The following is a 25,577-nucleotide window of genomic DNA, read 5'->3' on the forward strand; positions in this document are numbered from 1 at the left end:
CTGGCCCTTCGGAAGGGACGTCTCAACGCTTTGAATCGCTGCGAAACCAGAATCACGGTGAATGAAACCCCGGTGGAAGGAGTCATTTCCGCTCTGCGTACTTCCCATCGAGCGGGCCCGGGGGCTCGAAGTGACCGGACCGCACGGTGAGTTCACCAAGGAGATCTTGCCGGAGGGATCCGAGTACCCGGACAACGTCATCCTCGGTATCCCGCACCCCAACTACTACGAAGGCTCGGCGTCGCTGGGCAACCTGAGGTTGTACTCGCGGTGGCCGTGGCCCACAACCTGTTACACATGGGGCAGAAGTGACTGAATTCTGAGTGCTCTATACACTGGACCCATGACTTTCGTGAGGAAACGTTCTGTCGTCCGTGCCCCAAGGGGTCCGTCCACAACACCGGCAATGGCGGCGGCAGCCGCAGCGTCCGTCGCATTGGCGGTGGTCGCCGGCACTGTCACGGCGTCAGCGGCACCGTTGCCCGGGTCGTCACTTCCTGGCTCGGGCGCCGGAGCCGGCTCGACAGGAGCAACAACCTGCACCGTCGCCATCGATCCCGGTCACAACGGGGTCGAGACCAACACCGTCGACCCGGAGACGGGCGTCCTGATGGCGGACTACCCCAACGGCCGGGAGGACGCCGACGTCCTGGACGTCGCTACCACGGTCAAGCAGCGGGTGGAGGCCGCCGGGTTCCGGGCCGTCCTGCTCAAGGACAGTGTCGCCGACAACGTCACCTACCGCGAACGTGTTGACCGCGCCACCGACGCTGGCGCGGTGATGGGGGTATCCGTCCACAGCACGCCGGGTGCCGCCGGTTCCGCCATCTTCCCGCAGCGTGACGGCGGGTCCAGGACCGGCACCGGGGAGGACGGGCAACCGCACACCGTCACCTTCGACAATGCAGGCGTGGCCGCGGAATCCGAGCGGATGTCCACCGTCGTCGCGGGGGCGAGGTCACTGGCCGAGCGCAGGAACGTACAGGTCACGGACAACAGTTTCGATGAGCGCCCCGGCCTGTGGGGTGGGAACCTGCCGGTGATCTCGCTGATTGCCGACGTCCCGTGGATCTACAGTGAGTACGGCAGTGCCACGGGCGGGGGAGCGCATGGCATCACCGCGCAGGAGAAAACCGAGTACGCCAACGGGTTGGGTGCCGGTATCGTCGCCGCTCTCGCAACGTCCCGGGAGTGCTCGCCGCTGGGGTCGGTTCAGGGGTCCATGCCCGGCTCGTCCTAGTCCCGTCGCCTGACAGTGACACTTTCCGGTCACACCAGTCCCACCGATTACCTGGCACGTCCCGCCGCGATGATGTACCGTCCCCGGAAGTTCCGAGGAAGTTATCCCGACATCGCCTGCGACGAGAGGATCACGTGCCAAAGACAAACAGAACCCACGCGAAGTCCAGAACCTTTGCGGCGCCGCTCCTGGCGGTGGCCGTCGCCGCGGCCACACCGGGATTCGCCCAGGCGGCCCCTGGTGGCCCGCCGCCGCTCCCGGGCCCCATCAGTGACATCGCCGAATCCGTCATTCCCGGCCAGGACACATCCTGGGAGAACCTGGACGGACAACTCTCCGCGCTCGTCGACGAGGCCGCAGCCGACGGCATCAACCTCGGCGTCTCCGTGCGGGACCTGAACCCGGTAGCCGCGCAAGGTAGTGTCGACGCCGGTTCGGGCGAACAGCAGAGGGCTGCCAGCGTGATCAAACTGCCGATCCTGGCGACCCTGCTGCACCAGGCGGAGCAGGGGCGGGCGTCCCTCGACAAGACCGTCACCCTCAACGGCGACGAGCCCAACATCGTCGGCGGATCCGGTGAGCTCAAGGACCGCAACTTCCCCCAGCAGGTCACCGTCGGTGAGCTGGCCCAGCTCATGATCCAGGTCAGTGACAACTCGGCGGCGAATATCCTCATCGACGAGGTCGGTGGCTTCGCCCCGGTCAACGACTACATGGCGTCCCTCGGCTACGGCGACTTCCATCTGGGGTCCAAGATGATGGATCCCGGGGGCACGTCGGAAGGTCCCAACACCCTCAGTGCCGCCGGCGTCACCAACTTCCTCGCGCAGATCAAGCGCGGCGAGATCCTGTCCCCGGCGTCCAGCGCCCACTTCATCGACCTCATGCGCGGCCAGCAGGTGGACACCAAGTTCGGCGCGGTGATTCCGCAGGACGTCCTGGCGAACAAGACCGGCGAAGTCGAGGGCGCCAGTCACGATGCAGGCTACATCCTGCTTCCGGGACGTTCGGTGGCCCTGACGGCCACGACGTCCTTCGAGGAGGGACGCAGCCCGTCGGACGCCGATGCCTACGTGCAGCGCGCCGGGGCCCTGGTGCTGGAGTCGCTCGGCTAGCTGTACCTCCCGGCAGCCCTTACAGCGCCGCCTCGACCGCGGAGATCACCGCCGGATCGTCCGGCACGGTCGCGGGGCGGAAGCGGTTCAGCACCTGGCCGTCAGAGCTGACCAGGAACTTCTCGAAGTTCCACTGGACGTCCCCGGCCTCGCCGTCGGCGTCAGGGGTCTGGGTGAGCTCGGCGTACAGCGGGTGCTGGTTCTCCCCGTTGACGTCGGCCTTCTCCAGCAGTGGGAAGGTCACGCCGTAGGTCGTGGAGCAGAATGTGGCGATCTCCTCGGCGCTGCCGGGCTCCTGGCCCATGAACTGGTTGCAGGGCATGCCGACGACGGTCAGTCCCTTCGGGCCGTAGTCCTTCGCCAGCTGTTCCAGTGCGGTGTACTGCGGGGTTAGCCCGCATTTCGAGGCGACGTTGACGACGAGGACCGGCCCGCTGAAGGACGCGAGGTTCAGCTCGGAACCGTCGAGTGCATGGACGGGGATGTTCTTGATGTCAGACATGTCCGCCAGGGTAGTGGTCGTGTGTGGAGTGTGTGTTGGCCTCCGTTTCCGGATGGGTCCGCGTACACTGTGGGCGTAAGTACGTGATACATCAACTAGATGCCAGTCCGCCGACACGGAAGGTGCACCCCGATGTCCAACACCGATCCCCGTCCCGCGGAGCAGCTGTGCACGACCGGTGACACCGGCGTCGACGTCGAGATCATCACAGCCCGCGACGTCCCGCTCGGAGGTCCACGCGCCATGACCGTGCACCGCACGCTGCCCCAGCGCCGCCGCAGCCTCATCGGCGCCTGGTGCTTCTGCGACCACTACGGTCCCGACCCTGTCGGCGAGACCGGCGGCATGGACGTGGCCCCGCACCCGCACACCGGACTGCAGACCGTGTCCTGGCTGTTCACCGGCGAGATCCGGCACGACGACTCCCACGGCATCCACGAAACGGTGCGACCCGGCGAGGTCAACCTGATGACCGCTGGTGCCGGCATCTGCCACTCCGAGGTCTCCACCGACGACACCGTCATCCTCCACGGCGTGCAGCTGTGGACCGTCCTGCCGGAGGGCGCACGCCACGGTGAACGCCGCTTCGACCACTACGTCCCCGAACCGGTGGTCTTCGACGGTGGGGACGCCCTGGTCTTTCTCGGTTCCGCCCTTGGAAGCACGTCGCCGGTGCTTACTTTCTCCCCGTTGCTCGGTGCGGAGATCCACCTGGAACCCGGTGCCAGACTGGACCTCCCCGTCGACGAGTCCTTCGAGCACGGCGTCCTCGTCGACACCGGCACCGTCACCGTGGAGGACGCCACCGTCCGGCGCACCGAACTCGCCTACACCGGCACCGGCAGCAGTCAACTGCGCATCCGCAACACCGGCGGCACCCGGGCCCGCCTGATCCTGCTTGGCGGAGAACCCTTCACCGAACCGGTTGTGATGTGGTGGAACTTCGTCGGACGCTCGGACGCCGAGATCCGCCGGTTCCGGGAGGAATGGAACAGCCACTCAGAGCTGTTCGGGAAGACAGAGGGTTACACCGGGCACGACCCGGACGGGCCCGACCGCCTGCCCGCGCCGGAGATCCCCGGGTCTCCTCTGAAGGCCAGGTCCAACCCGTCCCCGGTCGCCCGCCCCGGCGACGACCCCTACGCACCCACACCACCCACAAACAAGGAGAACACCATGAGCACCCCAGCCCCGCTCACCGACAAGACCGGCGCACCCGTCGAGGTCCGCCTGACCCCCAAGGGCAACGCCTACGGCATCTACATTGACGGCAATGACGGGAAGGTCGGTTCCGCCTACTTCGTCGACCACGACGGCGCCCGCATCTTCTTCCACACCGAGGTCGGCGACGACTACTCCGGACGCGGCCTGGCCGGCGTCCTGGTGGAGAACGCACTGGCGGACACCCGTGCTGCGGGGCTGACCGTGGTTCCCGTGTGCCCGTACGTGAACTCCTGGACGAAGAAGAAGGGGTGGGACGGACCGCTGCGCCAGCCCACCAACAATGACCTGGCCTTCGTGGAGGAGCACGGTGACGGGAGCGACCGGTGAGCCGTCCCGGGGATCCGCGCCCCTACATCGACAAGACCCAGCCGGAGATCTACCGCGCGATGAACGGCGCCGTGCTCGCCGGACGCAGGGCCTACGACGCCGCCGACCTGCCGGGCTCGCTGATTGAGCTGGTCAATGTGCGGGTCTCCCAGATCAACGGCTGCCCCACCTGCCTCAGTGTCCACGTGCCCGCCGCCCGCAAGGCAGGGGTGGAGCAGAGCGAACTGGACCTGCTGCCCAGTTGGCGCCATGACGCGTCCGGCGTGTTCAACCCCGCACAGCGCGCCGCGCTGGGGCTGGCGGAGGCGCTCACCGAACCGCAGCCGGGGTCGGGACGCCCCACGGTGGAGGACGCCGTTGCCGCCGCGCTGGGGGAGTTCACCGGCGAGCAGGTCGCCGCGCTGGAGTGGGCGATCATACTGATCAACGCCTACAACCGGATCTCGATCGGATCCGGGCATCCGCCGGTGGGGTAACTGTACCGGCAGGCAGATGGGTGTTCCACGCCTGCGGTCGCGTCTACCCTGGCCACCATGCCGATCCATCAGCCGCAGGACCAACCGTCCGAGCCCCCGCCCGGTTTCGAGGAGATGTTGGGGCCCATCCCGGACCGTCCCCACCTGCGCCGCGAGCCTCTACCGGAGCGCCGTACCTTCCGTATCCGCCTGGAGATCGTGGATTCCGATCCACCGATCTGGCGTGAGGTGGACGTCGCGTCGGACCTGACGCTCGGCGTCCTGCACCAGGCGATCCAGGCGTCCTACCTGTGGTGGGACTACCACCTCTACCGGTTCGCCCTCGGTGCCAGCGCAGACAGTTTCAATGCCGACGCCGAGTTGTTCCTCTGCCCGTTCGACGTCAACGAGCCGGACCCGTACAACGACGGGGCGCCCGCCTCCGAGGTCCGGCTGGATGAGACCGTCCAGCAGCCGGGCGACGTCCTGCACTACCTCTACGATTTCGGCGACAACTGGGACCTGACCGTCACCCTCGTGGAGGTCAAGGACAGGGAGCAGGACGCGCTGGCTGCCGTGTACCTCGGCGGGGAGCGGGCTGCACCACCGGAGGACTGCGGCAGCCGACGAACCGCGGAGGAACTCGGCGAGTTCGCGGACGCGTTCCCGGACGTCCTCAGTGATCTGGAGTTCATCGACGTCGAGGAGATCAACCAACGTCTGACGGCGGTGGAATGGTGGGCGAAAGCGTCCTCCGACCCGGACTATGTTCCTGGCCTGCTGCGCGGCTACCCCGTGTTCCGGACGATCTGGACTTACTTGGAGCAGTCCCCGTGGACGGTGTTCCTCGGCTCCAAGCTGGAGGTGCTCCACCGGGAGCGGGATGACCTCGCCCCCGAGCAGAAGGCTGATGCTCTGAGCGGTATCACCCACTTCCTGGAGATCATCGCTGATGCCGGTGACAAGGGTGTGAAGCTCACGGCGTCCGGTTACCTGCCGACGGCGATCGTGAAGCAAGCATGGGCGGCGCTTCCGGCTTCCATGGACCGTCATGTGAGGGGCAACAGTGAGTCCCTGGTTAAGCAGGTCCTGGAGGTGCGTAGGGCTCTCACAGGTTTCGGGCTGCTGCGCACCTACCGCGGGCATGTGGTGCTCACCGCTGCGGGGAAGAAGGCGGTGGGGGATCCGCAGGTGCTGTGGAGACATCTGGTCAAGCGAATGATGACGGGTGACTCCTCGATCGAGGACCGGAAGCTGGGCAACGAGATCGGTGCGCTGGTTCTGCTGTGTGTCGCGACCACAGGGATGCCCCGCGGGGAGAAGTCGGCGATCGCTGATCTGCTCAGTGATTCGGGGTGGTACCTGGAGACGGACGTCGGGCATCGACGGCTCACGGAGTACGAGGTGAACTTCGAGTCGCCGCACGCCGTCCTACTCGGGTTCATTGCTCCGTTGGAGGAGCGGGAGCGGCTCCCGGGCGGCATCGTCTCCGACCCGGACCATTATGGTGAGGCGGCCTCGGCACTGGCGCGGGATGTGCTGCTGGCCGCGCGTGGCGGCGAGCAGCTTTGACTGCAAAGTGCCCTGTTTACTGCCATGAGATCCGGGGATCTGCAGTCGTTGTACCAAGTGCCCATCGGCCTGATCAACGGATTCGGGCATCCCGGGCACCGCGCGACGGTAGATTGTCTCCTGAAATAGGTTTCGGTGACCGGAGAGGAGACAGTCGATGACACGCTCATGGTGGGGCTGGGGAAACATCGAGGACGCCGTCACCGGCGACGAGCGCGAGAAGCTCCTGGACCGCGTCCGGCTCCTGCTGCCGGACGCCGACCTCACCGAACACACCCGTCCGCCGCTGACCGAGCTCGGTGTGAAACCGCCGCGCATCCAGCCACCGGAGTCACTGGCATCGCTGATCTCCGACGACCTCGAGGACCGCGTCGCACACTCGCACGGGCAGGCCTTCCGCGACGTGGTGCGCGTCCTGCTCGGAAAGGTCGAGAACGTCCCTGACCTGGTCATCCGACCGAGAACCGAGCAGGACGTGGTCGATGTCCTCGACTGGTGCACCACCAACAACATCGCCCTGATCCCGTTCGGCGGCGGCTCATCGGTGACCGGGGGAGTGGAACCGCGCGGGCTGGATCAGTATGCGGCCGTGGTCTCCCTCGACATGACCGGGATGAACAGGATCCTGGAGATCGACAAGGTCAGCCGTGCAGCACGAATCCAGGCGGGAATCTACGGCCCGGCTCTGGAGGAGGCGCTGCGTCCCGAGGGGTACACGCTGCGCCACTTCCCGCAGTCCTTCGAGTTCTCCACACTCGGCGGCTGGCTGGCGACCCGCGCCGGGGGCCACTTCGCCACGGTGTACACCCACATCGATGACCTGGTGGAGTCGATGCGGGTGATTACGCCGACCGGCGCCTCCGAATCCTGGCGGCTGCCTGGCTCGGGCGCGGGCCCGTCCCAGGACCGCCTGTTCCTCGGCTCCGAGGGCACGCTCGGCATCATCACGGAGGCGTGGATGCGGCTGCAGGAGCGTCCGCGGTACCGCAGCAAGGCATCCGTCCTGTTCGACGACTACACCAAGGCCGTCGACGCCACACGCGAGATCGCGCAGTCGGGGCTGTTCCCGGCCAACTGCCGGCTGCTCGATCCAGTCGAGGCCTTCCTGAACGCCGGCACGGCCACGTCCGGCGGCGTGCTGGTGCTGGGCTTCGAGTCGGCGTCCCGCCCGATGGACGAGCCGATGCGTCATGCCCTGTCTATCTGCGGGAACCATGGTGGCAGCGTCCCGGAGCAGGACGCGGGACGCGCCGGCGAATCCGACCAGAGCGGGGCGTCCGACACATGGAAGTCGTCCTTCATCCGGATGCCGTACCAGCGGGACGCGCTGGCGGCGTCGTCGGTAATCGTCGAGACCTTCGAGACCGCCTGCACGTGGGAGAAGTTCGCCGAACTCAGGGACGCCGTGAATGCCGCGGCGATGGCCGCCTTCGAGAAGCTCGGACTGACCGGTGTCGTGAGCTGCCGGTTCACCCACGTCTACCCGGACGGCCCCGCGCCGTACTTCGGCATCTACGCCGGTGGGACGTGGGGGAGAACCGTGGAGCAGTGGGACGAGATCAAGGCCGCGGTCTCCGAGGTTCTCGTGGAGCACAGGGCCACGATCACCCACCACCATTCCGTCGGACGCGACCACCGGCCCTGGTACGACCGGCAGCGCTCCGGCCCCTTCGCCCGCTCACTGCGGGCATCCAAGGCGGAACTGGATCCGTCGGGTGTCCTGAACCCGGGTGTGCTGATTGACCCGGTGCAGAGGAAGGCCCCCTAAGTCCCCCAGCGCCGCCGTGCGGCCCCCTCCAGCAGCGCAGCCAGGCCGTAGAGGATCAGCGCGGTCACCGTCACCACGGTCACCGACGCCCACACCACATCGGTGTCGGCGTTGCCGACCGCGGTGATCACCGTCGAGCCGATGCCCTGGCCGGTCGCCAGCCACTCGGCCAGCAGCGCACCGGACAGCGCGCCGGGGATGGCGATGCGCACCGCGGCGAAGATCGCCGGCAGGCACGCGGGGATCCTGACTTTCAGGAGCTCCCCGGTGCGTCCCGCTCCGTACGTGCGCACCAGGTCAATCAGTGCCGGAGGCACGTTCTTCAGCGCCGAGCCGATGTTCACCAGTGCGGGGAAGAACACGATGATCGCGCCCATGATCGCCACGGTGACCTGCCCACGCCCCAGGACGATGATCAGCACCGGGGCGATCGCCACCAGCGGCACCGACTGGAAGAACAGGGCCAGCGGCATCAGTGCGCGCTCCAGGGTGGGGAACACCAGGAACAGTGACGAGGCGACGATCGCCGCCACCAGCCCCAGCGCGAAGCCCATCCCGGTGTCCAGCAGCGTGCGCCACAGGTCCGGCAGCAGGGCGGCGAGGTTGTTCCCGCCGTCCCCGCCTTCCTCGACACTCGTGCTGTCCCCGAGGTAACCCAGCACCTCCGCCGGGGTGCGGCCGACGAAGGGGGAGATGTCGAACAGCCACAGGCCGAACGTCCACGCTGCGCCGATGACCACCAGGGAGACGACGACCTCGACGGCCACGGCCAGCGGGGACTTCCGCTTCCTCACCGTCGCGGTGGTCGACACCTCCGCGGCACCCCAGCCGAGCCGGGTGACCACGCGGGACAGTACCGCCATCACGGCGAACCAGGCCCCGGCCAGCACCGCCGCCGCCAGGGCCAGTGCCCAGGTGCGCGACACGTCCGACGACTGCTGGGCGTTCAGCAGCGCCGGGCCCAGGCCACGGTCCACACCACCGACGTACTCACCGAGGATCGCACCGAGCACGGACAACGGCGCCGCGATCTTCAGGGCGTTCAGTGTGGACGGCACCGCGGCAATGAGCTGCACCTTCATCAGGCGGGTCAGGCGTGAGCCGCCGTAGACGTCCACCAGGTCCAGCGACCGCTGGTCCGCCGCGTCCAGGCCCAACAGTGTGCCGACCACGGTGGTGAAGAAGATCGCCAGCGCCGACAGCAGCACTGCGGTGGCCGAGGGATCCCCGCTGGACGGGGCGCCGACCATCAGGTAGATCACCGGCCCCACGGCGATGATCGGCAGGGAGTAGGTGATCACCGCCACCTGCATCACGATCCCGCGCAGCCGGGGGAACAGCAGGGCCAGCACCGACACCGCGATCGCCAGGCCGACTCCGAGCAGGTAGCCCTGGCCGGCCTCCTGGGCGGTGACCCACAGGTTCGTCCAGTAGAAGTTCAGTCCGTCGTCGGCGATGCGGGAGATGATGTCGCCGGGGGTGGGGATCGTCTCCAGGGGACGCAGGACGGTGGCCGCCAGCAGCCACCACAGGGCGATGACGCCGACCAGGACGGCCAGGACGTTGAGCGTGCCGCGGAGGGCGGTGGTCGTTCCCGTCATCATGCGTCCCGTGCTTCTTCTGCTTCTGCTTCCTCGAAGGAGAACAGCAGGTCGGAGACGTGGTCCACGATCGCGTGGAACTCAGGCGTCCGCATCATCTCCGGGGTGCGAGGCCGGGGCAGGTCCACCTCCACGATCTCGCGGATCGTGCCCGGACGCGCGCTCATCACCGCGATGGAGTCCGCCAGGAACACCGCCTCGGAGATGCCGTGTGTGACCAGCAGCGTCGTCGACGGGTTCTCCGTCCAGATGCGCTGCAGCTCCAGGTTCATGCGCTGGCGGGTCATGTCGTCGAGTGCGCCGAAGGGCTCGTCCAGGAGCAGGACGGACGGATCGGCGGCGAGTGCCCTGGCGATCGACACGCGCTGGCGCATACCGCCGGAGAGCTGGGCGGGCCTGGAGTCCTCGAAGCCCTCCAGGCGCACCAGCTTGATCAGGTCCGCCAGGACACTGTCCGGCAGCGGGTCCTTGGCGATCTCCCGAGGGAGCCGGATGTTCGACGAGACCGAGCGCCACGGCAGCAGGGCGGCGTCCTGGAAGGCGATGCCGAGCTCATGGCGGCTGCGCAGTTCCTTCGGCGTCAGGTCGTGCACGGACGCGGTGCCCTCGGTGGGCTCCTCCAGGCCGGCGAGGATGCGCAGGACGGTGGACTTTCCGCAGCCGGACGGGCCGACCAGTGCCAGGAAGCTGCCGTGGGGGATGTCCAGGCTCACGTCGCCCAGTGCGGTCACCCCGCCGGGGAAGGTCTTGGTGAGGTTGTCGAGCCTGATGCCGGTGTTCTCTTGAGTGGTCATGGTGCGTCCTTGAGTTCGGGGTTTTCTTCGTAGACCTCGTCGAGCAGGCTCATGTCGAACAGCTCGTCCTTGGTGATGTCGATACCGCTGAGCTGCAAAGACTCCACGTTCTCGTCCATGGCCCCGTCGGTGAGCCGGAAGAGCTCACCGGGATTCGTGTAGTCATTGTCGATGTACTGGACCTGCGCCTCGGACTGCAGGAGCTCGTTGGTGGGGTCGAGCCCCAGGTCCGAGCCGTAGTTGTCCAGGGTGAGGTCTGTGCCGTACCGGGGGTCGTTGATGGCGTCGCGCCAGCCCCTGATGGACGCCTCCAGGAACTTCTTGAGGTTGTCGCGGTTGTCGTCGAGGCTCTCCTGGGAGACGGCGTAAGCCGCACCGGCGAAGGGCATGCCGTGCTCGGAGAGGTCCAGGGAGACGATGTCGTTCCCGGCCTGTTCGAGCTGGATCCCCTGGTTGGCGGTCAGCCCGTGGAAGCCGTCGACCTCGCCGCTGGTGAGGACGGAGGTTTCACCGGCGGGGACGAAGGTGATGGTGGACGGGTCGATGTCATTGGCCCGGGCCAGCCCCTCGACCATGGACTGCGCGGTACCGGGGGTCACGGCGATGCGTGCGCCCTCGAGGTCCGCGGGAGTGCGGATGGCGTTCGGGCCGTCCATGGAGAGAATGGTGAACGCGTTCACCGCGTAGATCGCCCCGATGATCTTGATCGGCATCCCCTCCGCGTCGATCGCGTTGGCCGCACCGAGCGCGGTCGACCCGGCGACGGTGGAGTGCCCGGCGGCCGCGGACTGCTCCACGGCGGTCGGCCCGGCGATGAGATCCACCTTGGTGAAGCCGGCGTCCTCGTAGTACCCGTCGTGGTCGGCGATGTACTCACCGGCGTTCTGGGAGTTCTTGATGAACGACAACTGGATCCGTAGGGCGTCGTCGTCGAGGCCGCGCAGGGCGCAGCTGCTGAGGACAAGGGACGCTACGGCCAGTATCGAGGTGAGGACCGCGACGGGGCGGGCGGGGGAGAGTGGGCGTGATCGCCGATGAAACATCACGGTGGATCATTATACGGCGCGGCGGGTTCCCATTTGATGGCACCGCGTTTTCCACGCGGTTAATTCACCGGGTTACTATCGCGGTCATGCCCCACACGACCGACGCCTCCATTCCCGTGTTCCTGGACTGCGACACCGGCATCGACGATGCCCTGGCACTGGGGTACCTGCTGGCCGCGCCGCAGGTGAACCTGGTTGGTGTGGGCAGCGTGCACGGCAACGTCAGTGCGTCCGGCGGCGCGGAGAACACCCTGCGGCTGCTGGGTATGGCGGGACGCTCCGGCGTCCCGGTCGCCGTCGGTGCGTCCGAGCCGGTGGCGGGGAACTTCGGTGGCGGCGCGGTGGAGGTGCACGGCGGCGACGGGGTCGGCGGGGTGCGCGACCGGCTGCTGCCCGCGGCGGACGCGATGCCGGTGGGGGAGGACGCCGCGGACATGCTGATCCGCCTGTCCCACGAGTACGGACATCACCTCCGGGTGATCGCCATCGGTCCGCTGACCAACGTCGCCATCGCCCTGGAACGTGACCCCGACCTGGCGGGACGGGTCGGCGGGGTCACGGCGATGGGTGGTGCGGCGCTGGAGCCGGGGAACGTGCGTCCGGCGGCGGAGGCGAACATCTTCAACGACCCGGAGGCCGCGCAGATCGTGGTGTCGGCGTCCTGGCCCGTGACGCTGGTGCCGTTGGACGTGACGATGCAGCACACCTTCGAGGCCTCCCACATCGGGCGGCTGCAGTCGTCGGGTGTGCCGGTCGTGGAGGCGATCGGGGAGATGCTGGACTTCTACTCCGGCTTCTACGAGAGCGTGTGCGGACGTCGGTGCTGTGCGCTGCACGACCCGCTGGCGGCGGCGATCGCCCTGGGGGAGGTCTCGTTGGTGCGGGCACCCCGGGTGCCGGTGGTGGTCGACGATTCGGCCGGCCCGGGGCGCGGCCAGACGATCTGCGACATGCGCGACCAGCGCAATGCGTCCCGGAACCCGGACGGCACCGGCGTGGATGTCGACGGTGCCAACGTACGGGTGGTGCTGGAGGCGGAGGTTGCTCCCGGGAAGGTCTCCGGCGGGAGCTTCGCGGATCTGCTGGTGGCGCGACTGCTGGAGCTGTAGCCGTCCCCGCACCCGGGGGCTTCGCCCAGCGTCCATCGGCGTTGTGGTGGGAGGATGGGGGTGTGGCTGACAATGAGCGAGACTATGCTGCGCTGCTCAGGATCATCGAGGAACAGCGCACGATGGACCACGGGGCGGAGGCCGTCCTCCGGTTGGGGACCCTGCTCATGGGAGCGGGCACCGGTGGCTACCGGATCATCAGGGCGATGAAGCGGGCAGCACGTGCACTCGGCTTCGACGGGGTGGATGCCGTGGTCTCCGTGAACAGCATCACCTGCACGTTCCGACGCAGGGGGATGGCCCGCACCGTGGTGGCGAACAGGAACACCCCGGCGGTGGACGCGTCGCGGATCGAGGCGCTGGAGAACCTCAGCCACCGGATGGGGCCCGACCTGACCGCCGAGAAGCTCAACGGTGAACTCGACCGGGTCGAGGAACTGGTGACGAAGCGTTGGGCCGTCTGGGCCCAGGCGCTCGCGGCAGGGTTTGCCTGCGCCGGTTTCGGCATCCTCAACCACTACTCGTTGCCCGGGGTGCTCATCGTCGGGGCGTCCGCTGCGGTCGGGCAGACGGCCCGGCACTTCTTCGCGCACCGCAACTTCAACCAGATCGGGACGACGGCCATCTCCGCTGCGGTGGCCTGCCTGGTCTTCGCCGGGCTCTCCCAGACCCTCTCGGCGACCGGGGTGATGGAGGCGGAGGAGGTGAGCATGGGTTTCGTGGCCGCGGTGCTGTTCCTCATGCCGGGGTTCCCGCTGTTCTCGGCGCTGCTCGACCTGGGGCGGTTCGATCTCACGGCGGGGATGTCGAGGCTGGGCTACGCCACCACGGTGATCTTCACCGCCACGATGTCGGCTGCCGCGGTGTCCCTGCTGACCGGGCTCCATCCGCTTCCCGCGGATTCCCCGTCGACCAGTATCGCCTGGTACGCGGCAGCGACGGTCGCGTCGGTGGTGGGCATCGGCGGTTTCGCGGTGCTGTTCAACTCCTCACGGCGTATGGCACTGGTCGCGGCCTCCATCGGCGCCGTCGCGAACGTGGGGAGACTGCTGCTCCTGGAGATCGGTGTGCCGGATCATGGGGCGGCCTTCGTCGGGGCGCTGACGGTTGGCCTGCTGGGCGCGGCGCTGGCGCGTCCCACGAAACTGCCACGGATCACGCTGACCGTGCCCGCCTCGGTCATCATGATCCCGGGACCAGCCCTGTACGAGACGGTGTACTACCTCAACGACGGGGCGATCAACACCGCCATCGGCTCCGCGGTCACCGCCAGTCTCGGCATCATCGCCATCGGGGCGGGCCTGATCGCGGCACGGATCCTCACGGACCCGGCATGGACGTTCGGCCGCCACGTGGACCTGAGCATCCACGACCGGGGGTAGGTCAGGAACTCCGGTCCGCGGTTTCGTCGGCGTTGGCGTCAGCAGCCTCGATCTCCGCAACCTTCTCGGCACGCTGCGTCGCCTTCCTGGAGTTACGCATATTGGAGAAGTGCTTGTATCCGGCGGCAACCATGACGATCGCCATCAGTCCGTACAGCACCCAGGTGATCGGGGAGTCGATCAGTGAGGAGTACGACCCGCCGGAGGCCAGCAGTGCGTTGCGGAAGCTGGTTTCCGCCAGCGGGCCCAGGATCACACCGATCATGATCGGAGCCAGGGGGAACCCGTAACGCCTCATCAGGAAACCAACGAAGCCGATAGCCAGCACCAGGAGAAGATCGGTCGTCGCCGCCGAGGTTGCGTAGACGCCCAGGGCACAGAACAACGCGATACCCGGGTACAGGTAGTGACGGGGGATCAGCAGCAGCTTCGCCCACATCGGTGCCAGCGGCAGGTTCAGGATCAGCAGCACGAACAGTCCGATGAACAGTGAGGCCAGCAACGGCCACACCAGATCGGCGTTGCGCTCGAACAGCAGGGGACCGGGCTGGATACCGTACTGCTGGAACGCGGCCAGCATGATTGCCGCGGTTGCCGAGGTGGGCAGACCCATCGACAGCAGGGCGCCCATCGCGGTACCGGCGGTGGCGTTTCCGGCGGCCTCCGGTGCGGCGACGCCGCGGATCGCACCCTTGCCGAACTGGGGATCCTTACGCCGGGCATCCAGGTTGCGCTCGGTGGCGTAGGCCATGAAAGTCGGTACCTCTGCGCCGCCGACCGGGATCACCCCGAAAGGCACACCGAAACTGGCCCCACGGAACCAGGCGGGCAGGGCTTCCTTGAAGTCCTCCCACTTCAGGTACGCGCTTCCGGTGACCTTGACGGACGGACGCGCCTTGGGGCGACGGCGCTCGTAGATGGTGTAGAACACCTCGCCGAGGGCCAGGATGCCGACGGTGACCACGATGATGCTGATGCCGTCGAACAGTTCCGGGACACCGGCGGTGAACCGTTGCGTCCCGGAGATGCCGTCGATGCCGACTGTCGCGATCAACAGTCCGATCATCAGGGACGCGAGCCCCTTGATCAGTGAGTCGGAGACCACCGCGGAACAGGCGAGGAAGGCGAAGACGGCCAGGGCGAAGTACTCGGCCGGGCCGAAGTTCACGGCGAAGTCCGCCAACAGCGGCGCGAAGAACACGACCAGTGTGGTGGCGATGAGACCACCGGTGAACGCACCGATGGCTGATGTCGCCAGGGCCTGGGGCGCTCTGCCGTTCAACGTCATCTTGTAGCCCTCGAAGGACGTGGCGATCGCCGTGGAACCACCCGGTGTATTCACCAGGATGCCCATCGTCGAATCGCCGAAGAGCCCGCCGAAGTAGACCCCGGCGAACATGATGAACGCCGCGGTGGGGTCGAGTGTGAACGTGATCGGCAGCAGCAGGGCGACGGCCATGGCCGAGCCCATCCCGGGCAGCACGCCCACTGCGGTGCCGAGCAGCGCACCGATGAAGACCCACACCAGGTTCATTGGGTTGAGGGCTTCGCCGAAGCCCCCCATCAACAGTGACAGTGAGTCCATGTCAGAACACCCCTCCCAGGATTCCGGCCGGCAGGGCCAACCCCAGACCGTTGGAGAACGCCACCTGGATGGCACAGGAGACCACCAGGCCGACGGCGAGCTTGAACAACGGCTTCTTCGCGTTGAAGGTCAGGGTCAGGACCCAGAACAGCAGAGCGGCCGAGAGGATCCAGCCGACCGGTTCCAGGATCAGGGCGAACACCAGGAAACTGGCCATCGCGACAATGAGGTTGCGGGTGTCCGGCTTGTCGGTGGACTGGATCATTGACTCGCTGCGGTTCTCACCGACCGGTGGGATGTAGAGGGTGTCCCCTTCCTCGATGTCGGGGTTACGTAGCGCGCTGATCACCAGTCCGATGATGATCAGTGATGTCGCCACGACAAGCAGCGTGGGGTAGAACTTCGGTCCCGGTGCCTGTGCGGACTCCGGGACGTCCATGGTGATGATGCCGTAGGCGATGTATCCGGTGAACAGGGCAAGGACGCCGGCCAGGTACAGCGAGCCACGTCCGGTCATGAAGGATCGCTTCCCGGAAGGCAGTACTGTGGTGGTGCTGGAAGTCATGGTTTCTCCTCTCTCTTCGGTTGGCCGGGTCAGTAGCCGAGGTCGGACCAGATACCGTCGACGATTGCCGTCTCTTCGTCGAGGTTCGTGGTGAAGTCCTCGCCGATCAGCGAGGTGTCCGTCCAGTTGTTTCGTTCCATGGCGTCCACCCAGGTGTCGCTCGCGATCATTTCGGACGCGATGTCCTCGAGGTTGGCCCGTTCCTCGTCGGTGAGACCGGGAGGGGCGACGAGGCCGCGCCAGTTGGTCAGTGAGACGTCGTACCCGGACTCGATGAGGGTGGGTGCGTCGATACCGTCGACCGGTTCCTGGGCGGATACGCCGATCATCTTCAACCGCCCTGCGTCAATCTGGTCCTCGAAGTCGGCGTAACCGCTGACCGAGGCCGTGATCGTCCCCGCGAGAAGAGCGGTGGCCAGCTCCGCGCCACCGGAGTGGGCGAGGTAGTTGACCGAGGTGGGGTCGATACCGGCTTCGCCGGCGATCTGGGCAATGATCATCTGGTCGAGGCTGCCCAGGGAGCCGCCGCCGAACGGGAAGCTGTCCGGGTTGGCCCGCCACTCGTCGACGAGGTCGTCCATGGAGTTGATGGGGGAGTCCGCGGGGACAACGACCACGTCGTAGTCGTCGGTCAACCGGGCGATAGGTGTCACGTCGTCCAGGTCGATGCCGGAACCGTTGATGTGGATCGCCCCGAGCATGGTGATGCCCGTGACCATCATCGTGGTGGCGTCACCGTTCATCCCGGAAAGCTGGCTGAGCCCGATAGTGCCGCCTGCACCGGGGACGTTGACCACCTGGGGGTTGTTGACGATGCTCTCGCCGCGCAACGCCTGCTGGGCCTCGCGGGCGGTGCTGTCCCAGCCGCCACCCGCGTCGGCGGGGGCGATGAGGGAGAGGGCGGAGCGTGCGTCCGCACCTGCGGTGGAGTTGTTGGCGTCGACGACGCCGAAGGCGACGAGCGCTACGCCGACGACTGCGGCGATGACGCTCACCACCCGTTTCATCGGTGAGGGAGGTCGATCGGGTGATGGGCTCCCCGCACCACCGGGTTCTTCCGGTGTCTCGGAGGAGGGAGGGGGGTCGTCGGCAGTTGCGCTCGGCATTGCTCGGCGGTTCCTTTCATGCGGTCCGTTGCAGTCGATGGGTCCAGGTACGGGTGAGCAAAACTGTATGGGGTCGCAGTATGAGGACGAACACGCTTGCATCCCGGAGTGATGCACACCACTGATTCGGTGAAAGGTGGGAGTGGAGGGAAGAGAGGTCTGACCACGGATGATCCACCAGGTCACCGCGAACCACCCCCGTCGACGGGGGTGGTCGGGACTGAATCAATTCACCCCTGGGGGGAGTCCGGTGAAAGTTATGAACTAATCGTGAAGTGCGTCAATCGCCCGGCAGCCGAGACTGCCGCGGATGTGCAGGCGCATCGCGTCGGAGGCGAGGGCTGCATCCCCCGACTCGATTGCCGCGGTGATGCCCCGGTGTTCGGCGGCGACGCGCCGGGTGTCGTCGCCTGCGTCCCGGCGTGACTTCAATCCGATGATCCGATAGCGGTCCGCCTTGTCCCACAGGCGTTCCAGCTCATCGATGAGGACCGGGTTCCGGCTGGCTGTGTAGATGGCCCGGTGGAAGGTCCGGTGGGACTCCAGGGCGTGGCGCAGCGAATCCGGGTCGGCAGGAGTGCCCAGCGGACGAAGGCCCTCTTCCGCCCGTCCTATCCGCTCGAGGTCTTCGTCGGTGCGTCTGTCTGCGGCGAGTCCGGCAGCCAGTGGATCCAGTGTTTCCCGGACCTCGAGAAGATGTGTGGCCTGTTCGGCGCTGACTGCCGATACCCGTGCGTCCCGGTGTGCGGAGAGCTGAACAAGCCCTTCGCTGGTCAGCCTCCTGATCGCCTCTCGCAGGGGCGTGGTACTCAGTCCCAGGTCACGGGAGAGTTGGCTCTGGTCGAGTCGTGATCCGGGTTCCAGTTCCCCGGTGAGGATCATGCTGTGGAGTTGAGCGTAGGCGTAGTCGTTCTTGGTGGACGGGCCATTCGGAGGTGGGGGCACCGCTGCCTTTCGCCGAGGAGATGTTGACGGGGGAATGAGCAGCAGAGTACCGCACCATCCCGGCATTCAGCTACAGTCTATAAATTATAAGACTGCGAGGAGATGAGGATGACCAGCATGAACGGTGCGGATTCGACGAACGCCATGACGGTCAACGGCATACGGCACCGCTACCTCGCGGCTACCGTCACCCTCGGTGACGACTACGGACGCTGGCCAGTGGTCCTCCGGCTTCTCGCCGAGAACGTTGGGCGGTGTGCCGGTGGTAACGACCGCGAACACATGCTCGCGGCCCTCCGCGCCTGGCCGGAAACCCGTACGAGCAGGGACGAGATCCACTTCGCTCCCAGCCGAATCCTCATGCACGACACCACGTCCACCCCGGCGCTGGTGGACATGGCAGCCATGCGCGACGAACTCGCGTCGTCCGGCATCGACCCCGCGGTCGTGTCACCGACGCTGCCGGTGGAGGTCGCGGTCGACCATTCCCTCGCCGTCGAGTCCTACGCCACCCCTCACGCCACCTCGCGCAACCTGCGGGAGGAGATCCGCCGCAACCGTGAGCGTTACCGTTTTCTGCGGTGGGCATCGGACAACATGGACAACATCCACATCAATCCGCCGGGGACCGGCATCATGCACACCATCAACCTGGAGCAACTCGCCACCGTGGTCACCACCGAGGAACGGGACGGCGAACTCTGGGTGGTACCCGACCAGATGGTCGGCACCGACAGCCACACCCCGATGATCAACGGTCTGGGCGTGCTGGGTTGGGGGGTCGGCGGCCTGGAGGCCGAGACTGTGATGTTCGGCATGCCGACCACGCTGCGGATCCCCGATGTCGTGGGGGTGCACCTCAGCGGCGAGCTCGGACCCGGAACAACGTCCACCGACCTGGCGCTGGTGGTCACCCACCGTCTCCGTGATCTCGGTGTCACCGGGGAGTTCGTGGAGTTCCATGGACCGGGTGTCTCCACGCTGTCGGTCGGTGACCGGGCCGTGGTGGCGAACATGGCACCGGAGTACGGCGCCACAACCGGGTACTTCCCGGTGGATGCCGCTGTGCTGGATTACCTGCGCATGACGGGACGGGATGACGTCCACGTCGCCCTCGTCGAACGCTACTGCCGTGCCGCCGGCCTGTGGTTCGATCCGGATGCTGAACCGTCCTACTCACGCACGCTGTCCATCGACCTGTCGGCGGTCGCGCCCAGCGCCGCCGGACCGCGGCGCCCCCAGGACCTGCTGCCGGTGTCGGGGATCCCGGACGCACTGATGTCGGAGCCCGGCGCGGGGGCACCGGACGCGCCGGATATGCCGCACGCGATGCCAGAGTTCCCCGTGGCACTGGCGTCCATCACCAGTTGCACGAACACCACCGATCCACGGTTGATCATCACCGCAGGTCTCGTCGGCCGCAGGGCCCGCGAGTTCGGTCTCACCCCACCGCCCTGGGTGAAGACCTCGCTGGCGCCGGGATCCCCGGCAGCGGCGTCCTACCTCCGACGCGGCGGGCTACTCGACGACCTGTCCTCCGTCGGCTTCGACATCGTGGGCTTCGGTTGCACGACCTGCATCGGCAATTCCGGTGGGCTTCCGGACGGGATCACCCGGGCGCGGGACGCAGGACGCATCGTCCCCGGAGCCGTGCTGTCCGGTAACCGCAACTTCCCCGGGCGGATCAACCCGGATCTCAGCATCGGATTCCTGGTCAGCCCAGCCATGGTTGTGGCCTTTGCGCTGGCAGGTGACCTGCGCCGTGACCTGACCGCCGAGCCGGTGCAGATCCTGGCTGACGGGAGGGAGATCCACCTTGCTGACCTGTGGCCGGGTCCCGACGAGGTCGATAGGGCCGTCGCCGATGCTGTGGACCCGGCGGACTTCGCCGCCGACTTCCGTGCGGCCTCCCGCAATGAGATGTGGGAGCAGCTGGAGGTGCCGGACTCTCTCCGTTTCCCCTGGGATCCAGCGTCGACGATCCTGCGCCCACCACCGTTCGCCCGGTCGGACGGGGTACCGTCGCCGCCGGTGCTGGACGGGGTTACCGGTGCCCACCCCCTGCTGGTACTCGGTGACGACGTCACCACCGACCACATCTCTCCGGCGAGTGCCATCCCGCGCGCCGGTGCCGTCGCGGACTTCCTGGTCGAGCATGGTGAGGACCGTAATGACCTGAATGTCTTCGCATCCCGTCGGGGGAATTGGGAGGTCATGGGTCGCGGCGCGTTCGCTGCCCGTGCCGTCCGTAACTCCCTGCTTCCGGGCGCCGGGGAGCAGGACGCACCGTCGGCGTACACGGTGCATGGTCCGTCGGGCGACCGGATGCGGCTGTGGGACGGCGCGCGCCGCTACAGGGATGAACAACTGCCGGTCATCGTGGTGGCGGGGGAGCGCTACGGAATGGGTTCGTCACGGGACTGGGCGGCGAAGGCCCAGGCGCTGCTGGGGGTTCGTGCTGTCCTGGCCGCCAGCTTCGAGCGGATCCACCGGTCCAACCTGGTCGGCATGGGCATTCTCCCGGTGGAGACATCCGGTGAGCTCACGACGGTTCTGGGTGCGTTGGCCCCTGGAGACACGGTGGATGTCCTGCCCGCCCGGGGACTGGGACCGCGTGGCCCTGTGGAGATCATGGTCCACCACGGTGCCGGGGCCGACCACTACGTCGCAACGGCGGCGGTGGAGACCGGGATGGAGATCGACCTGCTCCGGTCCGGAGGTGTGATCCCGACGATCCTCAACGCCGCTACACGGGCACAGCACGGTCCGTGAAGTCCTCCTCGACACTCCGCGCGGGCAGGAACACCCCGGGACCGTGCCTCCACCGGAAGTACCCCAGGCATGCCAGCGTGAACGGCACCCCGAAGTACAGGGAGGCCCGCTGTGACGGGTCGAACCCCACCCCGATCAGGGACACCACGAGCAGCACCAGGGCCGTGACCGGAACAACCGGGAACAGCGGCGAATGGTACGGCAGTGCGGCAGTGCGTCCTCCCGCGGCAGTGAACCGCCGACGGAACGCGATCTGGGACGCGGCGATGGAGATCCACACCGCCACAACGGCGAACCCGGCCACGGACACCAGGGCCAGGAACAGGCTGCCCGGGGCGACGACACTCGACAGCAGCGACGCCAGTCCGCCGAGCATCGACACGCACAGGGCGACCATGGGAATGCCCTTCGCCGTCGTCCGTGCCAGTACCGCCGGCGCCTGACCTTCCGCAGCCAGGGAGTGGAGCATCCGGGTGCAGGAAAACAACCCGGAGTTGCCCGCGGACAGCAGTGCGGTGATGATCACGAAGTTCATCACGTCACCTGCGCCGGGCAGTCCAACGACGTCGAAGACGGTGACGAACGGGCTCTCGTCCAGTCCCGCGTTGGCGTACGGGATGATCGCGGCGATCACCGCGATCGCGCCGATGAAGAACACCGTCAGCCGGAACACCGCGGTGCGGATGGCCCGCGGGATCGTCGTCGACGGATCCCTGGTCTCCCCGGCGGCCACCCCGATCAGTTCGGTGCCGGAGAAGGCGTAGAACACCGCGAGGGTGGTGATCAGCACGCCGCCGATACCGGCCGGGAACAGGCCGTCACCGGTGTCGAAGTTGCCCAGCCCCAGTGCCGGTTCATCGGTCAGGGGATTGATGCCGATGATCGACGCGGCGCCCACCACGATCAGCGTCACCACGGCGATGACCTTGATCAGCGACAGCCAGAACTCCGCCTCGCCGAAGACCTTCGAGGAGATCGCGTTCAGGGTGAACAGCACCGCGGCGAACACCAGGCACCACACCCACACCGGAACCGACGGGAACCACCGTTGCATCAGGATCCCGATGGCGGTGAACTCGCTGCCCAGCGCCACCGCCCAGCACAGCCAGTACAACCAGGCGGTGGTGAAACCCCAGGCGGACCCCAGGTTCCGGGTGGCGTACACGTGGAAGCCGCCGGACACCGGGTAGACCACCGCGAGTTCGCCGAGGCAGGTCATGACCAGCCACGCGACGAGCGCGCCGATACCGTAGGCCAGCACCGCCCCGAGCGGTCCGGCCTGTTCGATGGTGTAGCCGGAGGAGACGAACAGTCCCGAGCCGATCACGCCACCGAGGGCGATCATCACCAGGTGGCGCGAGGCCATGGAGCGTTTCAGGGAGGAGTGTTCCGGCGCAGTGCTGGTGCTGTCGTCGGTGCTGGTCTGTGCGGTCATGCGAACACTGTACAGCTCGGTCTACACTGGGTTGGATGACAGACCCCATTTTCATTCTCGACGGAGGATTCGGCACCCGGCTGGAGGACCGCGGCAACGACATCACCGGTTCGCTGTGGTCCGCGCAGATCCTGCGTGACAACCCTGCGGAGGTGCTCGCCGCCCACCGGGACTTCTTCGACGCCGGCGCCGACATCGCCACCACCTGCTCTTACGAGGTCACCGTCGACGGTCTCATCGCGGCCGGCGCCCCGGCGCAGGACGCCGATGCACTCGCGGAATCCCTGCTGCGCTCCAGTGTCCGTCTGGCGCAGGACGCCGCCCTTGAGGCATCGGCCGTGGATGGGCGCGACCGTGGAATCGCCGCCTCCGTGGGCCCCTACGGTGCGGGCCCGGGGGAGGGTACCGAGTACGACGGCGCCTACGGCGTCTCGTCCGGCGAACTCGCCCGGTGGCACCGGCGCCGCATCGGGATCCTCGCCGACACCGGCGCGGACTGGCTGCTGGCGGAGACCGTGCCCTCGATCCTCGAGGTGGAGGCGCTGGCGGGGGAGCTGTCCGCGGCAGGGCATCCTGCGCTGCTGTCGGTGACGGTGAAGGACGGCACCCTCAGCGACGGCACGGACCTGAAGGAGGTCGCGTCGATCGTTGCTGACACCCCGGTGATCCAGGGGCTCGGCGTGAACTGTGGGGCGGTGCCCGACGTGCTCGCCGGGGTCCGCCGCATGGCAGAGTTCACTGACACACCCCTGATCGCCTACCCCAACAGCGGGGAGACCTGGGACCACATCGGACGGGTGTGGGTACCCCGGAGCGGGGAACCCGCGTCCCTCATCGACGCCGTCCCCGACCTCCTCGATGCCGGGGTGCGCTACATCGGCGGGTGTTGCCGCGTGACACCGCGGGAGATCACCGCGGTGAGGGACAGGGTCGCCCAGGCCCGTCCGCAACTACTCTCGTAAGGCATGAGCACCGCAGACACCACACCCATCCGCGCCGCCATCCTCGGTTTCGGACTGTCCGGCCGGATCTTCCACGCGCCGTTCCTGGCGGCCGACCCTGATTTCGAGGTCACCGCCGTGGTCACCGGCAACGGGGAGAGGCGTCGGGCCGCCCTGGAGGAGTACCCGGACGTCCGGCTCCTGGACTCACCGGACGATGTCTGGGCCAATGCCGGGGACTACGACCTGGTCGTGATCGGTACACCGAGTTCCACCCACGAGGACCTCGCCCACCGGGCGCTGGACGCCGGTCTGCACGTCGTCGTGGACAAGCCCTTCGCCCTGACATCCGGGGGCGGTCGGTCCCTGGTGGCGAAGGCCTCGCAGAAGGGCCTCGTGCTGACCGTCTTCCAGAACCGGCGCTGGGACGGCGACTTCCTCACCGTCCGCCGGCTGGTGGAAAGCGGTGACCTCGGACAGGTGCACCGTTTCGAGTCCCGGTTCGAGAGATTCAAGCCGCAGCAGCCGTTGTCGTGGAAGACCACCAGCACCCACGGCGAGGGTGGCGGGATCGTCTTCGACCTCGGTACGCACATCATCGACCAGGCACTCCAGTTGTTCGGCCCGGTGGAGGACGTCCACGCGGAGATCGCCAGCCGCCGGCCGTTCGCCGCCGCCGATGATGACGCATTCCTCGCACTGCACCACGCCAACGGCGTCATGTCGCACCTGTGGGCGAGTGCGGTCGCACCGGTTCCGGCACCGCGCTTCAGCGTGTCGGGGTCGGACGCGGGGTACGTGACCTGGGGGTTGGATGGTCAGGAGGCGGCGTTGAAGGCGGGACGCCGCCCCGGTGACCCCGGTTTCGGGACGACGCCGCAGGAGCAGTGGGGGATGCTGTACGCCGGTGAGGTGCAGCACCGCATCCCCACCGAGGACGGCAACTACGGGGACTTCTACCGCGGGCTCTCCTCGGCGATCCGGGACGGGGCCCCTCCGCCCGTCGCCCCGGAGGACGCCATCGGGGCGCTGGAGATCATCGAGCGGGCGTTCCAGTGAGCGCGCGGACAATTCCGGGAACCCCCGCGGCGGTCGTGGCCTCCGTCGCGCTGGTGCTCGCAGGCTGCAGCAGCGACAGGTCCGCCTCCGGCACCGCCGAGGCGGTGTTCTTCGGCGACAGCCTCACCGATGCGGGAACCTACGGGTTCCGCTTCACCACGATGCCGGGACAGACCTGGGCGCAGCATGTCGCCGAGGACTTGGGACAACCCACCGGTTCCAATGAGGCGGTCAGGGACGCCGCGGACGTCTACGTGGGAACCGGGCCCGGGTCACCTGAACTACGCGCAGGGTGGTGCGCGTGCCGCCGAGCCGTACTCCGCGGTGTCCGATGATCCCGACGGTGCCCCGATCAGTGCCGACGTCCAGCTGGACCGCTTCCTCGACCAACACGGTTCGTTCAGCCCCAGTCAGGTGGCGACAGTGTTCGTCGGGACGAACGACGTCGCCTACAACTACGATCCAATGATCAACCAGGAGATGGCGGAGTCGCTGCGGGACAACGTTCCCGTGTCCGGTGATGTCATGGACGCCGAACGTGACCGCGTGCGGGAGGCGGCGTCCGACGAAGCGGACACGGTGCAGCGGATGCTCGACAACGATGCCGGGCAGATCGTTGTGTTCACCCTCTACGACCTGGCGAAGGCGCCGTGGTTCGAGACGGAGGCCTCGCGGGACTTCGTCGGCGAGCTCACCGTCGCCTACAACGATGAGCTGCAGGACGCCCTGCCGGAGGACGACCGCGTCCAGGTGCTCGACACGTACTCCTTCATCGACGATCTGGTGGACAATGCCGGGGACCACGGGTTCACCCACGGCGCGAACGAGGACGCCTGCGCGGTGCCCGGGGCGGTGGTGTGCGGGCAGGACGCCTGGGTCTCGGAGGTTGCCGACCAGACCCACATCTTCGCCGCCTCGGAACATCTGACGACGCGGGCGAATGAACTGCTGGCGGAGCACGTCACCGGGTTCATCGACGAGAAGTTCGGCGGCTGACCCCGGGAGGGAATATCCCTCTGGCGGGTGATGTGGTC

Annotated in this window: 23 protein-coding genes and 1 pseudogene; 15 read left to right on the plus strand and 9 right to left on the minus strand. The window is 67.4% G+C overall.

From position 1 onward, the window contains the following. Positions 1–130: 130 nt before the first annotated feature. The 3 genes from ACTIL2_RS00860 (at position 131) to ACTIL2_RS00870 (ending at position 2,355) form a co-directional block, all read left to right on the plus strand. The gene (locus tag ACTIL2_RS00860) at positions 131–316 is read left to right on the plus strand and encodes a hypothetical protein (protein ID WP_442335552.1); all 186 of its coding nucleotides are present in this window, start codon (positions 131–133) and stop codon (positions 314–316) included. A gap of 90 nt (positions 317–406) precedes the next feature. Continuing rightward, positions 407–1,240: an N-acetylmuramoyl-L-alanine amidase gene (locus ACTIL2_RS00865; RefSeq protein ID WP_442335553.1), complete on the plus strand. Its 834-nt coding sequence runs from the start codon at positions 407–409 to the stop codon at positions 1,238–1,240. A gap of 134 nt (positions 1,241–1,374) precedes the next feature. Further along, the gene (locus ACTIL2_RS00870; protein WP_442335554.1) at positions 1,375–2,355 is read left to right on the plus strand and encodes a serine hydrolase; all 981 of its coding nucleotides are present in this window, start codon (positions 1,375–1,377) and stop codon (positions 2,353–2,355) included. Positions 2,356–2,374: 19 nt separating this feature from the next. On the opposite strand, the gene ACTIL2_RS00875 is transcribed toward ACTIL2_RS00870, so the two are convergent. Further along, entirely contained in the window at positions 2,375–2,857 is a 483-nt protein-coding gene (locus ACTIL2_RS00875) for a glutathione peroxidase (RefSeq protein WP_442335555.1), read from the minus strand. A gap of 132 nt (positions 2,858–2,989) precedes the next feature. On the opposite strand from ACTIL2_RS00875, the pseudogene ACTIL2_RS00880 reads away from it, so the two are divergent. The 5 genes and pseudogenes from ACTIL2_RS00880 to ACTIL2_RS00900 all read left to right on the plus strand — a co-directional run. Then, positions 2,990–3,985: pseudogene (locus ACTIL2_RS00880) on the plus strand (pirin family protein); the annotation flags it as partial. Between the two features lie 48 nt (positions 3,986–4,033). Beyond that, positions 4,034–4,408 (plus strand): GNAT family N-acetyltransferase, encoded by a 375-nt coding sequence (locus tag ACTIL2_RS00885; RefSeq protein ID WP_442335581.1) that lies wholly within the window; start codon positions 4,034–4,036, stop codon positions 4,406–4,408. A gap of 59 nt (positions 4,409–4,467) precedes the next feature. Beyond that, positions 4,468–4,884 carry a carboxymuconolactone decarboxylase family protein gene (locus ACTIL2_RS00890; RefSeq protein ID WP_442335582.1) on the plus strand — a complete coding sequence of 139 codons (417 nt, stop codon included), beginning with the start codon at positions 4,468–4,470 and terminating at the stop codon, positions 4,882–4,884. A gap of 57 nt (positions 4,885–4,941) precedes the next feature. Further along, positions 4,942–6,435 (plus strand): plasmid pRiA4b ORF-3 family protein, encoded by a 1,494-nt coding sequence (locus tag ACTIL2_RS00895; protein WP_442335556.1) that lies wholly within the window; start codon positions 4,942–4,944, stop codon positions 6,433–6,435. 157 nt (positions 6,436–6,592) lie between these two features. Beyond that, positions 6,593–8,203, plus strand: coding sequence for an FAD-binding oxidoreductase (locus tag ACTIL2_RS00900; RefSeq protein WP_442335557.1), 1,611 nt, complete (start codon positions 6,593–6,595; stop codon positions 8,201–8,203). Here ACTIL2_RS00900 and ACTIL2_RS00905 read toward each other — a convergent pair. From ACTIL2_RS00905 to ACTIL2_RS00915, 3 genes are read right to left on the minus strand one after another with little or no spacing between them, the layout of a single operon-like run. Further along, positions 8,200–9,807 (minus strand): ABC transporter permease, encoded by a 1,608-nt coding sequence (locus ACTIL2_RS00905; RefSeq protein ID WP_442335558.1) that lies wholly within the window; start codon positions 9,805–9,807, stop codon positions 8,200–8,202. The two genes, ACTIL2_RS00900 and ACTIL2_RS00905, sit on opposite strands and share 4 nt — an antisense overlap. Continuing rightward, positions 9,804–10,598, minus strand: coding sequence for an ABC transporter ATP-binding protein (locus ACTIL2_RS00910; RefSeq protein WP_442335559.1), 795 nt, complete (start codon positions 10,596–10,598; stop codon positions 9,804–9,806). The genes ACTIL2_RS00905 and ACTIL2_RS00910 overlap by 4 nt, the downstream gene beginning before the upstream one ends. Then, a complete protein-coding gene (locus ACTIL2_RS00915) occupies positions 10,595–11,641 on the minus strand; it encodes an ABC transporter substrate-binding protein (protein ID WP_442335583.1) in 1,047 nt (348 codons plus the stop codon). Before ACTIL2_RS00915 ends, ACTIL2_RS00910 begins: the two co-directional genes overlap by 4 nt. A gap of 89 nt (positions 11,642–11,730) precedes the next feature. Between ACTIL2_RS00915 and ACTIL2_RS00920 the strand changes: the two genes are divergently transcribed. Together ACTIL2_RS00920 and ACTIL2_RS00925 are read left to right on the plus strand one after the other, a co-directional pair. Further along, positions 11,731–12,753: a nucleoside hydrolase gene (locus ACTIL2_RS00920; RefSeq protein ID WP_442335560.1), complete on the plus strand. Its 1,023-nt coding sequence runs from the start codon at positions 11,731–11,733 to the stop codon at positions 12,751–12,753. Positions 12,754–12,875: 122 nt separating this feature from the next. After that, positions 12,876–14,135: a threonine/serine ThrE exporter family protein gene (locus tag ACTIL2_RS00925; RefSeq protein ID WP_442335584.1), complete on the plus strand. Its 1,260-nt coding sequence runs from the start codon at positions 12,876–12,878 to the stop codon at positions 14,133–14,135. A 1-nt stretch (position 14,136) separates the two neighbouring features. Here the strand turns inward: ACTIL2_RS00925 and ACTIL2_RS00930 are convergent, their stop codons facing one another. From ACTIL2_RS00930 to ACTIL2_RS00945, 4 genes are all read right to left on the minus strand, one after another. After that, positions 14,137–15,720, minus strand: a complete 1,584-nt coding sequence (locus ACTIL2_RS00930; RefSeq protein ID WP_442335561.1) for a tripartite tricarboxylate transporter permease — start codon at positions 15,718–15,720, stop codon at positions 14,137–14,139. Between the two features lies 1 nt (position 15,721). Next, a complete protein-coding gene (locus tag ACTIL2_RS00935) occupies positions 15,722–16,285 on the minus strand; it encodes a tripartite tricarboxylate transporter TctB family protein (RefSeq protein WP_442335562.1) in 564 nt (187 codons plus the stop codon). Between the two features lie 29 nt (positions 16,286–16,314). Continuing rightward, positions 16,315–17,280 (minus strand): Bug family tripartite tricarboxylate transporter substrate binding protein, encoded by a 966-nt coding sequence (locus ACTIL2_RS00940; RefSeq protein WP_442335563.1) that lies wholly within the window; start codon positions 17,278–17,280, stop codon positions 16,315–16,317. A 375-nt stretch (positions 17,281–17,655) separates the two neighbouring features. Next, on the minus strand, positions 17,656–18,336 hold the full coding sequence (locus ACTIL2_RS00945) for a GntR family transcriptional regulator (protein ID WP_442335564.1): 681 nt from the start codon (positions 18,334–18,336) through the stop codon (positions 17,656–17,658). A 108-nt stretch (positions 18,337–18,444) separates the two neighbouring features. Here ACTIL2_RS00945 and acnA point away from each other — a divergent pair, with 108 nt between their 5' ends. After that, entirely contained in the window at positions 18,445–21,108 is a 2,664-nt protein-coding gene (acnA, locus tag ACTIL2_RS00950; protein WP_442335565.1) for an aconitate hydratase AcnA, read from the plus strand. Here the strand turns inward: acnA and ACTIL2_RS00955 are convergent. Beyond that, positions 21,083–22,543 (minus strand): amino acid permease, encoded by a 1,461-nt coding sequence (locus ACTIL2_RS00955; protein WP_442335566.1) that lies wholly within the window; start codon positions 22,541–22,543, stop codon positions 21,083–21,085. The genes acnA and ACTIL2_RS00955 overlap by 26 nt on opposite strands. 35 nt (positions 22,544–22,578) lie before the next feature. Between ACTIL2_RS00955 and mmuM the strand changes: the two genes are divergently transcribed. From mmuM to ACTIL2_RS00975, 4 genes are read left to right on the plus strand one after another with little or no spacing between them, the layout of a single operon-like run. Then, on the plus strand, positions 22,579–23,505 hold the full coding sequence (gene mmuM / locus ACTIL2_RS00960) for a homocysteine S-methyltransferase (protein ID WP_442335567.1): 927 nt from the start codon (positions 22,579–22,581) through the stop codon (positions 23,503–23,505). A gap of 3 nt (positions 23,506–23,508) precedes the next feature. Then, the gene (locus ACTIL2_RS00965; RefSeq protein ID WP_442335568.1) at positions 23,509–24,543 is read left to right on the plus strand and encodes a Gfo/Idh/MocA family protein; all 1,035 of its coding nucleotides are present in this window, start codon (positions 23,509–23,511) and stop codon (positions 24,541–24,543) included. Beyond that, positions 24,540–24,878, plus strand: a complete 339-nt coding sequence (locus ACTIL2_RS00970; RefSeq protein ID WP_442335569.1) for a hypothetical protein — start codon at positions 24,540–24,542, stop codon at positions 24,876–24,878. The genes ACTIL2_RS00965 and ACTIL2_RS00970 overlap by 4 nt, the downstream gene beginning before the upstream one ends. Further along, a complete protein-coding gene (locus ACTIL2_RS00975) occupies positions 24,868–25,539 on the plus strand; it encodes an SGNH/GDSL hydrolase family protein (RefSeq protein ID WP_442335570.1) in 672 nt (223 codons plus the stop codon). The genes ACTIL2_RS00970 and ACTIL2_RS00975 overlap by 11 nt, the downstream gene beginning before the upstream one ends. Positions 25,540–25,577 lie beyond the last annotated feature (38 nt).

It is taken from the genome of Corynebacterium sp., assembly GCF_052107835.1.
GTDB lineage: Bacteria > Actinomycetota > Actinomycetes > Mycobacteriales > Mycobacteriaceae > Corynebacterium.

What these genes read in the sequence shown, in the direction of transcription:
- ACTIL2_RS00890 (WP_442335582.1), top strand. Translation starts at nt 4,468, where the DNA reads ATGAACGGCGCCGTGCTCGCCGGACGCAGGGCCTACGACGCCGCCGAC.
- ACTIL2_RS00865 (WP_442335553.1), top strand. Translation starts at nt 407, where the DNA reads ATGGCGGCGGCAGCCGCAGCGTCCGTCGCATTGGCGGTGGTCGCCGGC.
- ACTIL2_RS00965 (WP_442335568.1), top strand. Translation starts at nt 23,509, where the DNA reads ATGAGCACCGCAGACACCACACCCATCCGCGCCGCCATCCTCGGTTTC.
- ACTIL2_RS00920 (WP_442335560.1), top strand. Translation starts at nt 11,731, where the DNA reads ATGCCCCACACGACCGACGCCTCCATTCCCGTGTTCCTGGACTGCGAC.
- ACTIL2_RS00930 (WP_442335561.1), bottom strand. Translation starts at nt 15,720, where the DNA reads ATGGACTCACTGTCACTGTTGATGGGGGGCTTCGGCGAAGCCCTCAAC.
- ACTIL2_RS00935 (WP_442335562.1), bottom strand. Translation starts at nt 16,285, where the DNA reads ATGACTTCCAGCACCACCACAGTACTGCCTTCCGGGAAGCGATCCTTC.
- mmuM (WP_442335567.1), top strand. Translation starts at nt 22,579, where the DNA reads ATGACAGACCCCATTTTCATTCTCGACGGAGGATTCGGCACCCGGCTG.
- ACTIL2_RS00895 (WP_442335556.1), top strand. Translation starts at nt 4,942, where the DNA reads ATGCCGATCCATCAGCCGCAGGACCAACCGTCCGAGCCCCCGCCCGGT.
- ACTIL2_RS00885 (WP_442335581.1), top strand. Translation starts at nt 4,034, where the DNA reads ATGAGCACCCCAGCCCCGCTCACCGACAAGACCGGCGCACCCGTCGAG.
- ACTIL2_RS00955 (WP_442335566.1), bottom strand. Translation starts at nt 22,543, where the DNA reads ATGACCGCACAGACCAGCACCGACGACAGCACCAGCACTGCGCCGGAA.
- ACTIL2_RS00925 (WP_442335584.1), top strand. Translation starts at nt 12,876, where the DNA reads ATGGACCACGGGGCGGAGGCCGTCCTCCGGTTGGGGACCCTGCTCATG.
- acnA (WP_442335565.1), top strand. Translation starts at nt 18,445, where the DNA reads ATGACCAGCATGAACGGTGCGGATTCGACGAACGCCATGACGGTCAAC.
- ACTIL2_RS00905 (WP_442335558.1), bottom strand. Translation starts at nt 9,807, where the DNA reads ATGATGACGGGAACGACCACCGCCCTCCGCGGCACGCTCAACGTCCTG.
- ACTIL2_RS00915 (WP_442335583.1), bottom strand. Translation starts at nt 11,641, where the DNA reads ATGTTTCATCGGCGATCACGCCCACTCTCCCCCGCCCGCCCCGTCGCG.
- ACTIL2_RS00875 (WP_442335555.1), bottom strand. Translation starts at nt 2,857, where the DNA reads ATGTCTGACATCAAGAACATCCCCGTCCATGCACTCGACGGTTCCGAG.
- ACTIL2_RS00900 (WP_442335557.1), top strand. Translation starts at nt 6,593, where the DNA reads ATGACACGCTCATGGTGGGGCTGGGGAAACATCGAGGACGCCGTCACC.
- ACTIL2_RS00910 (WP_442335559.1), bottom strand. Translation starts at nt 10,598, where the DNA reads ATGACCACTCAAGAGAACACCGGCATCAGGCTCGACAACCTCACCAAG.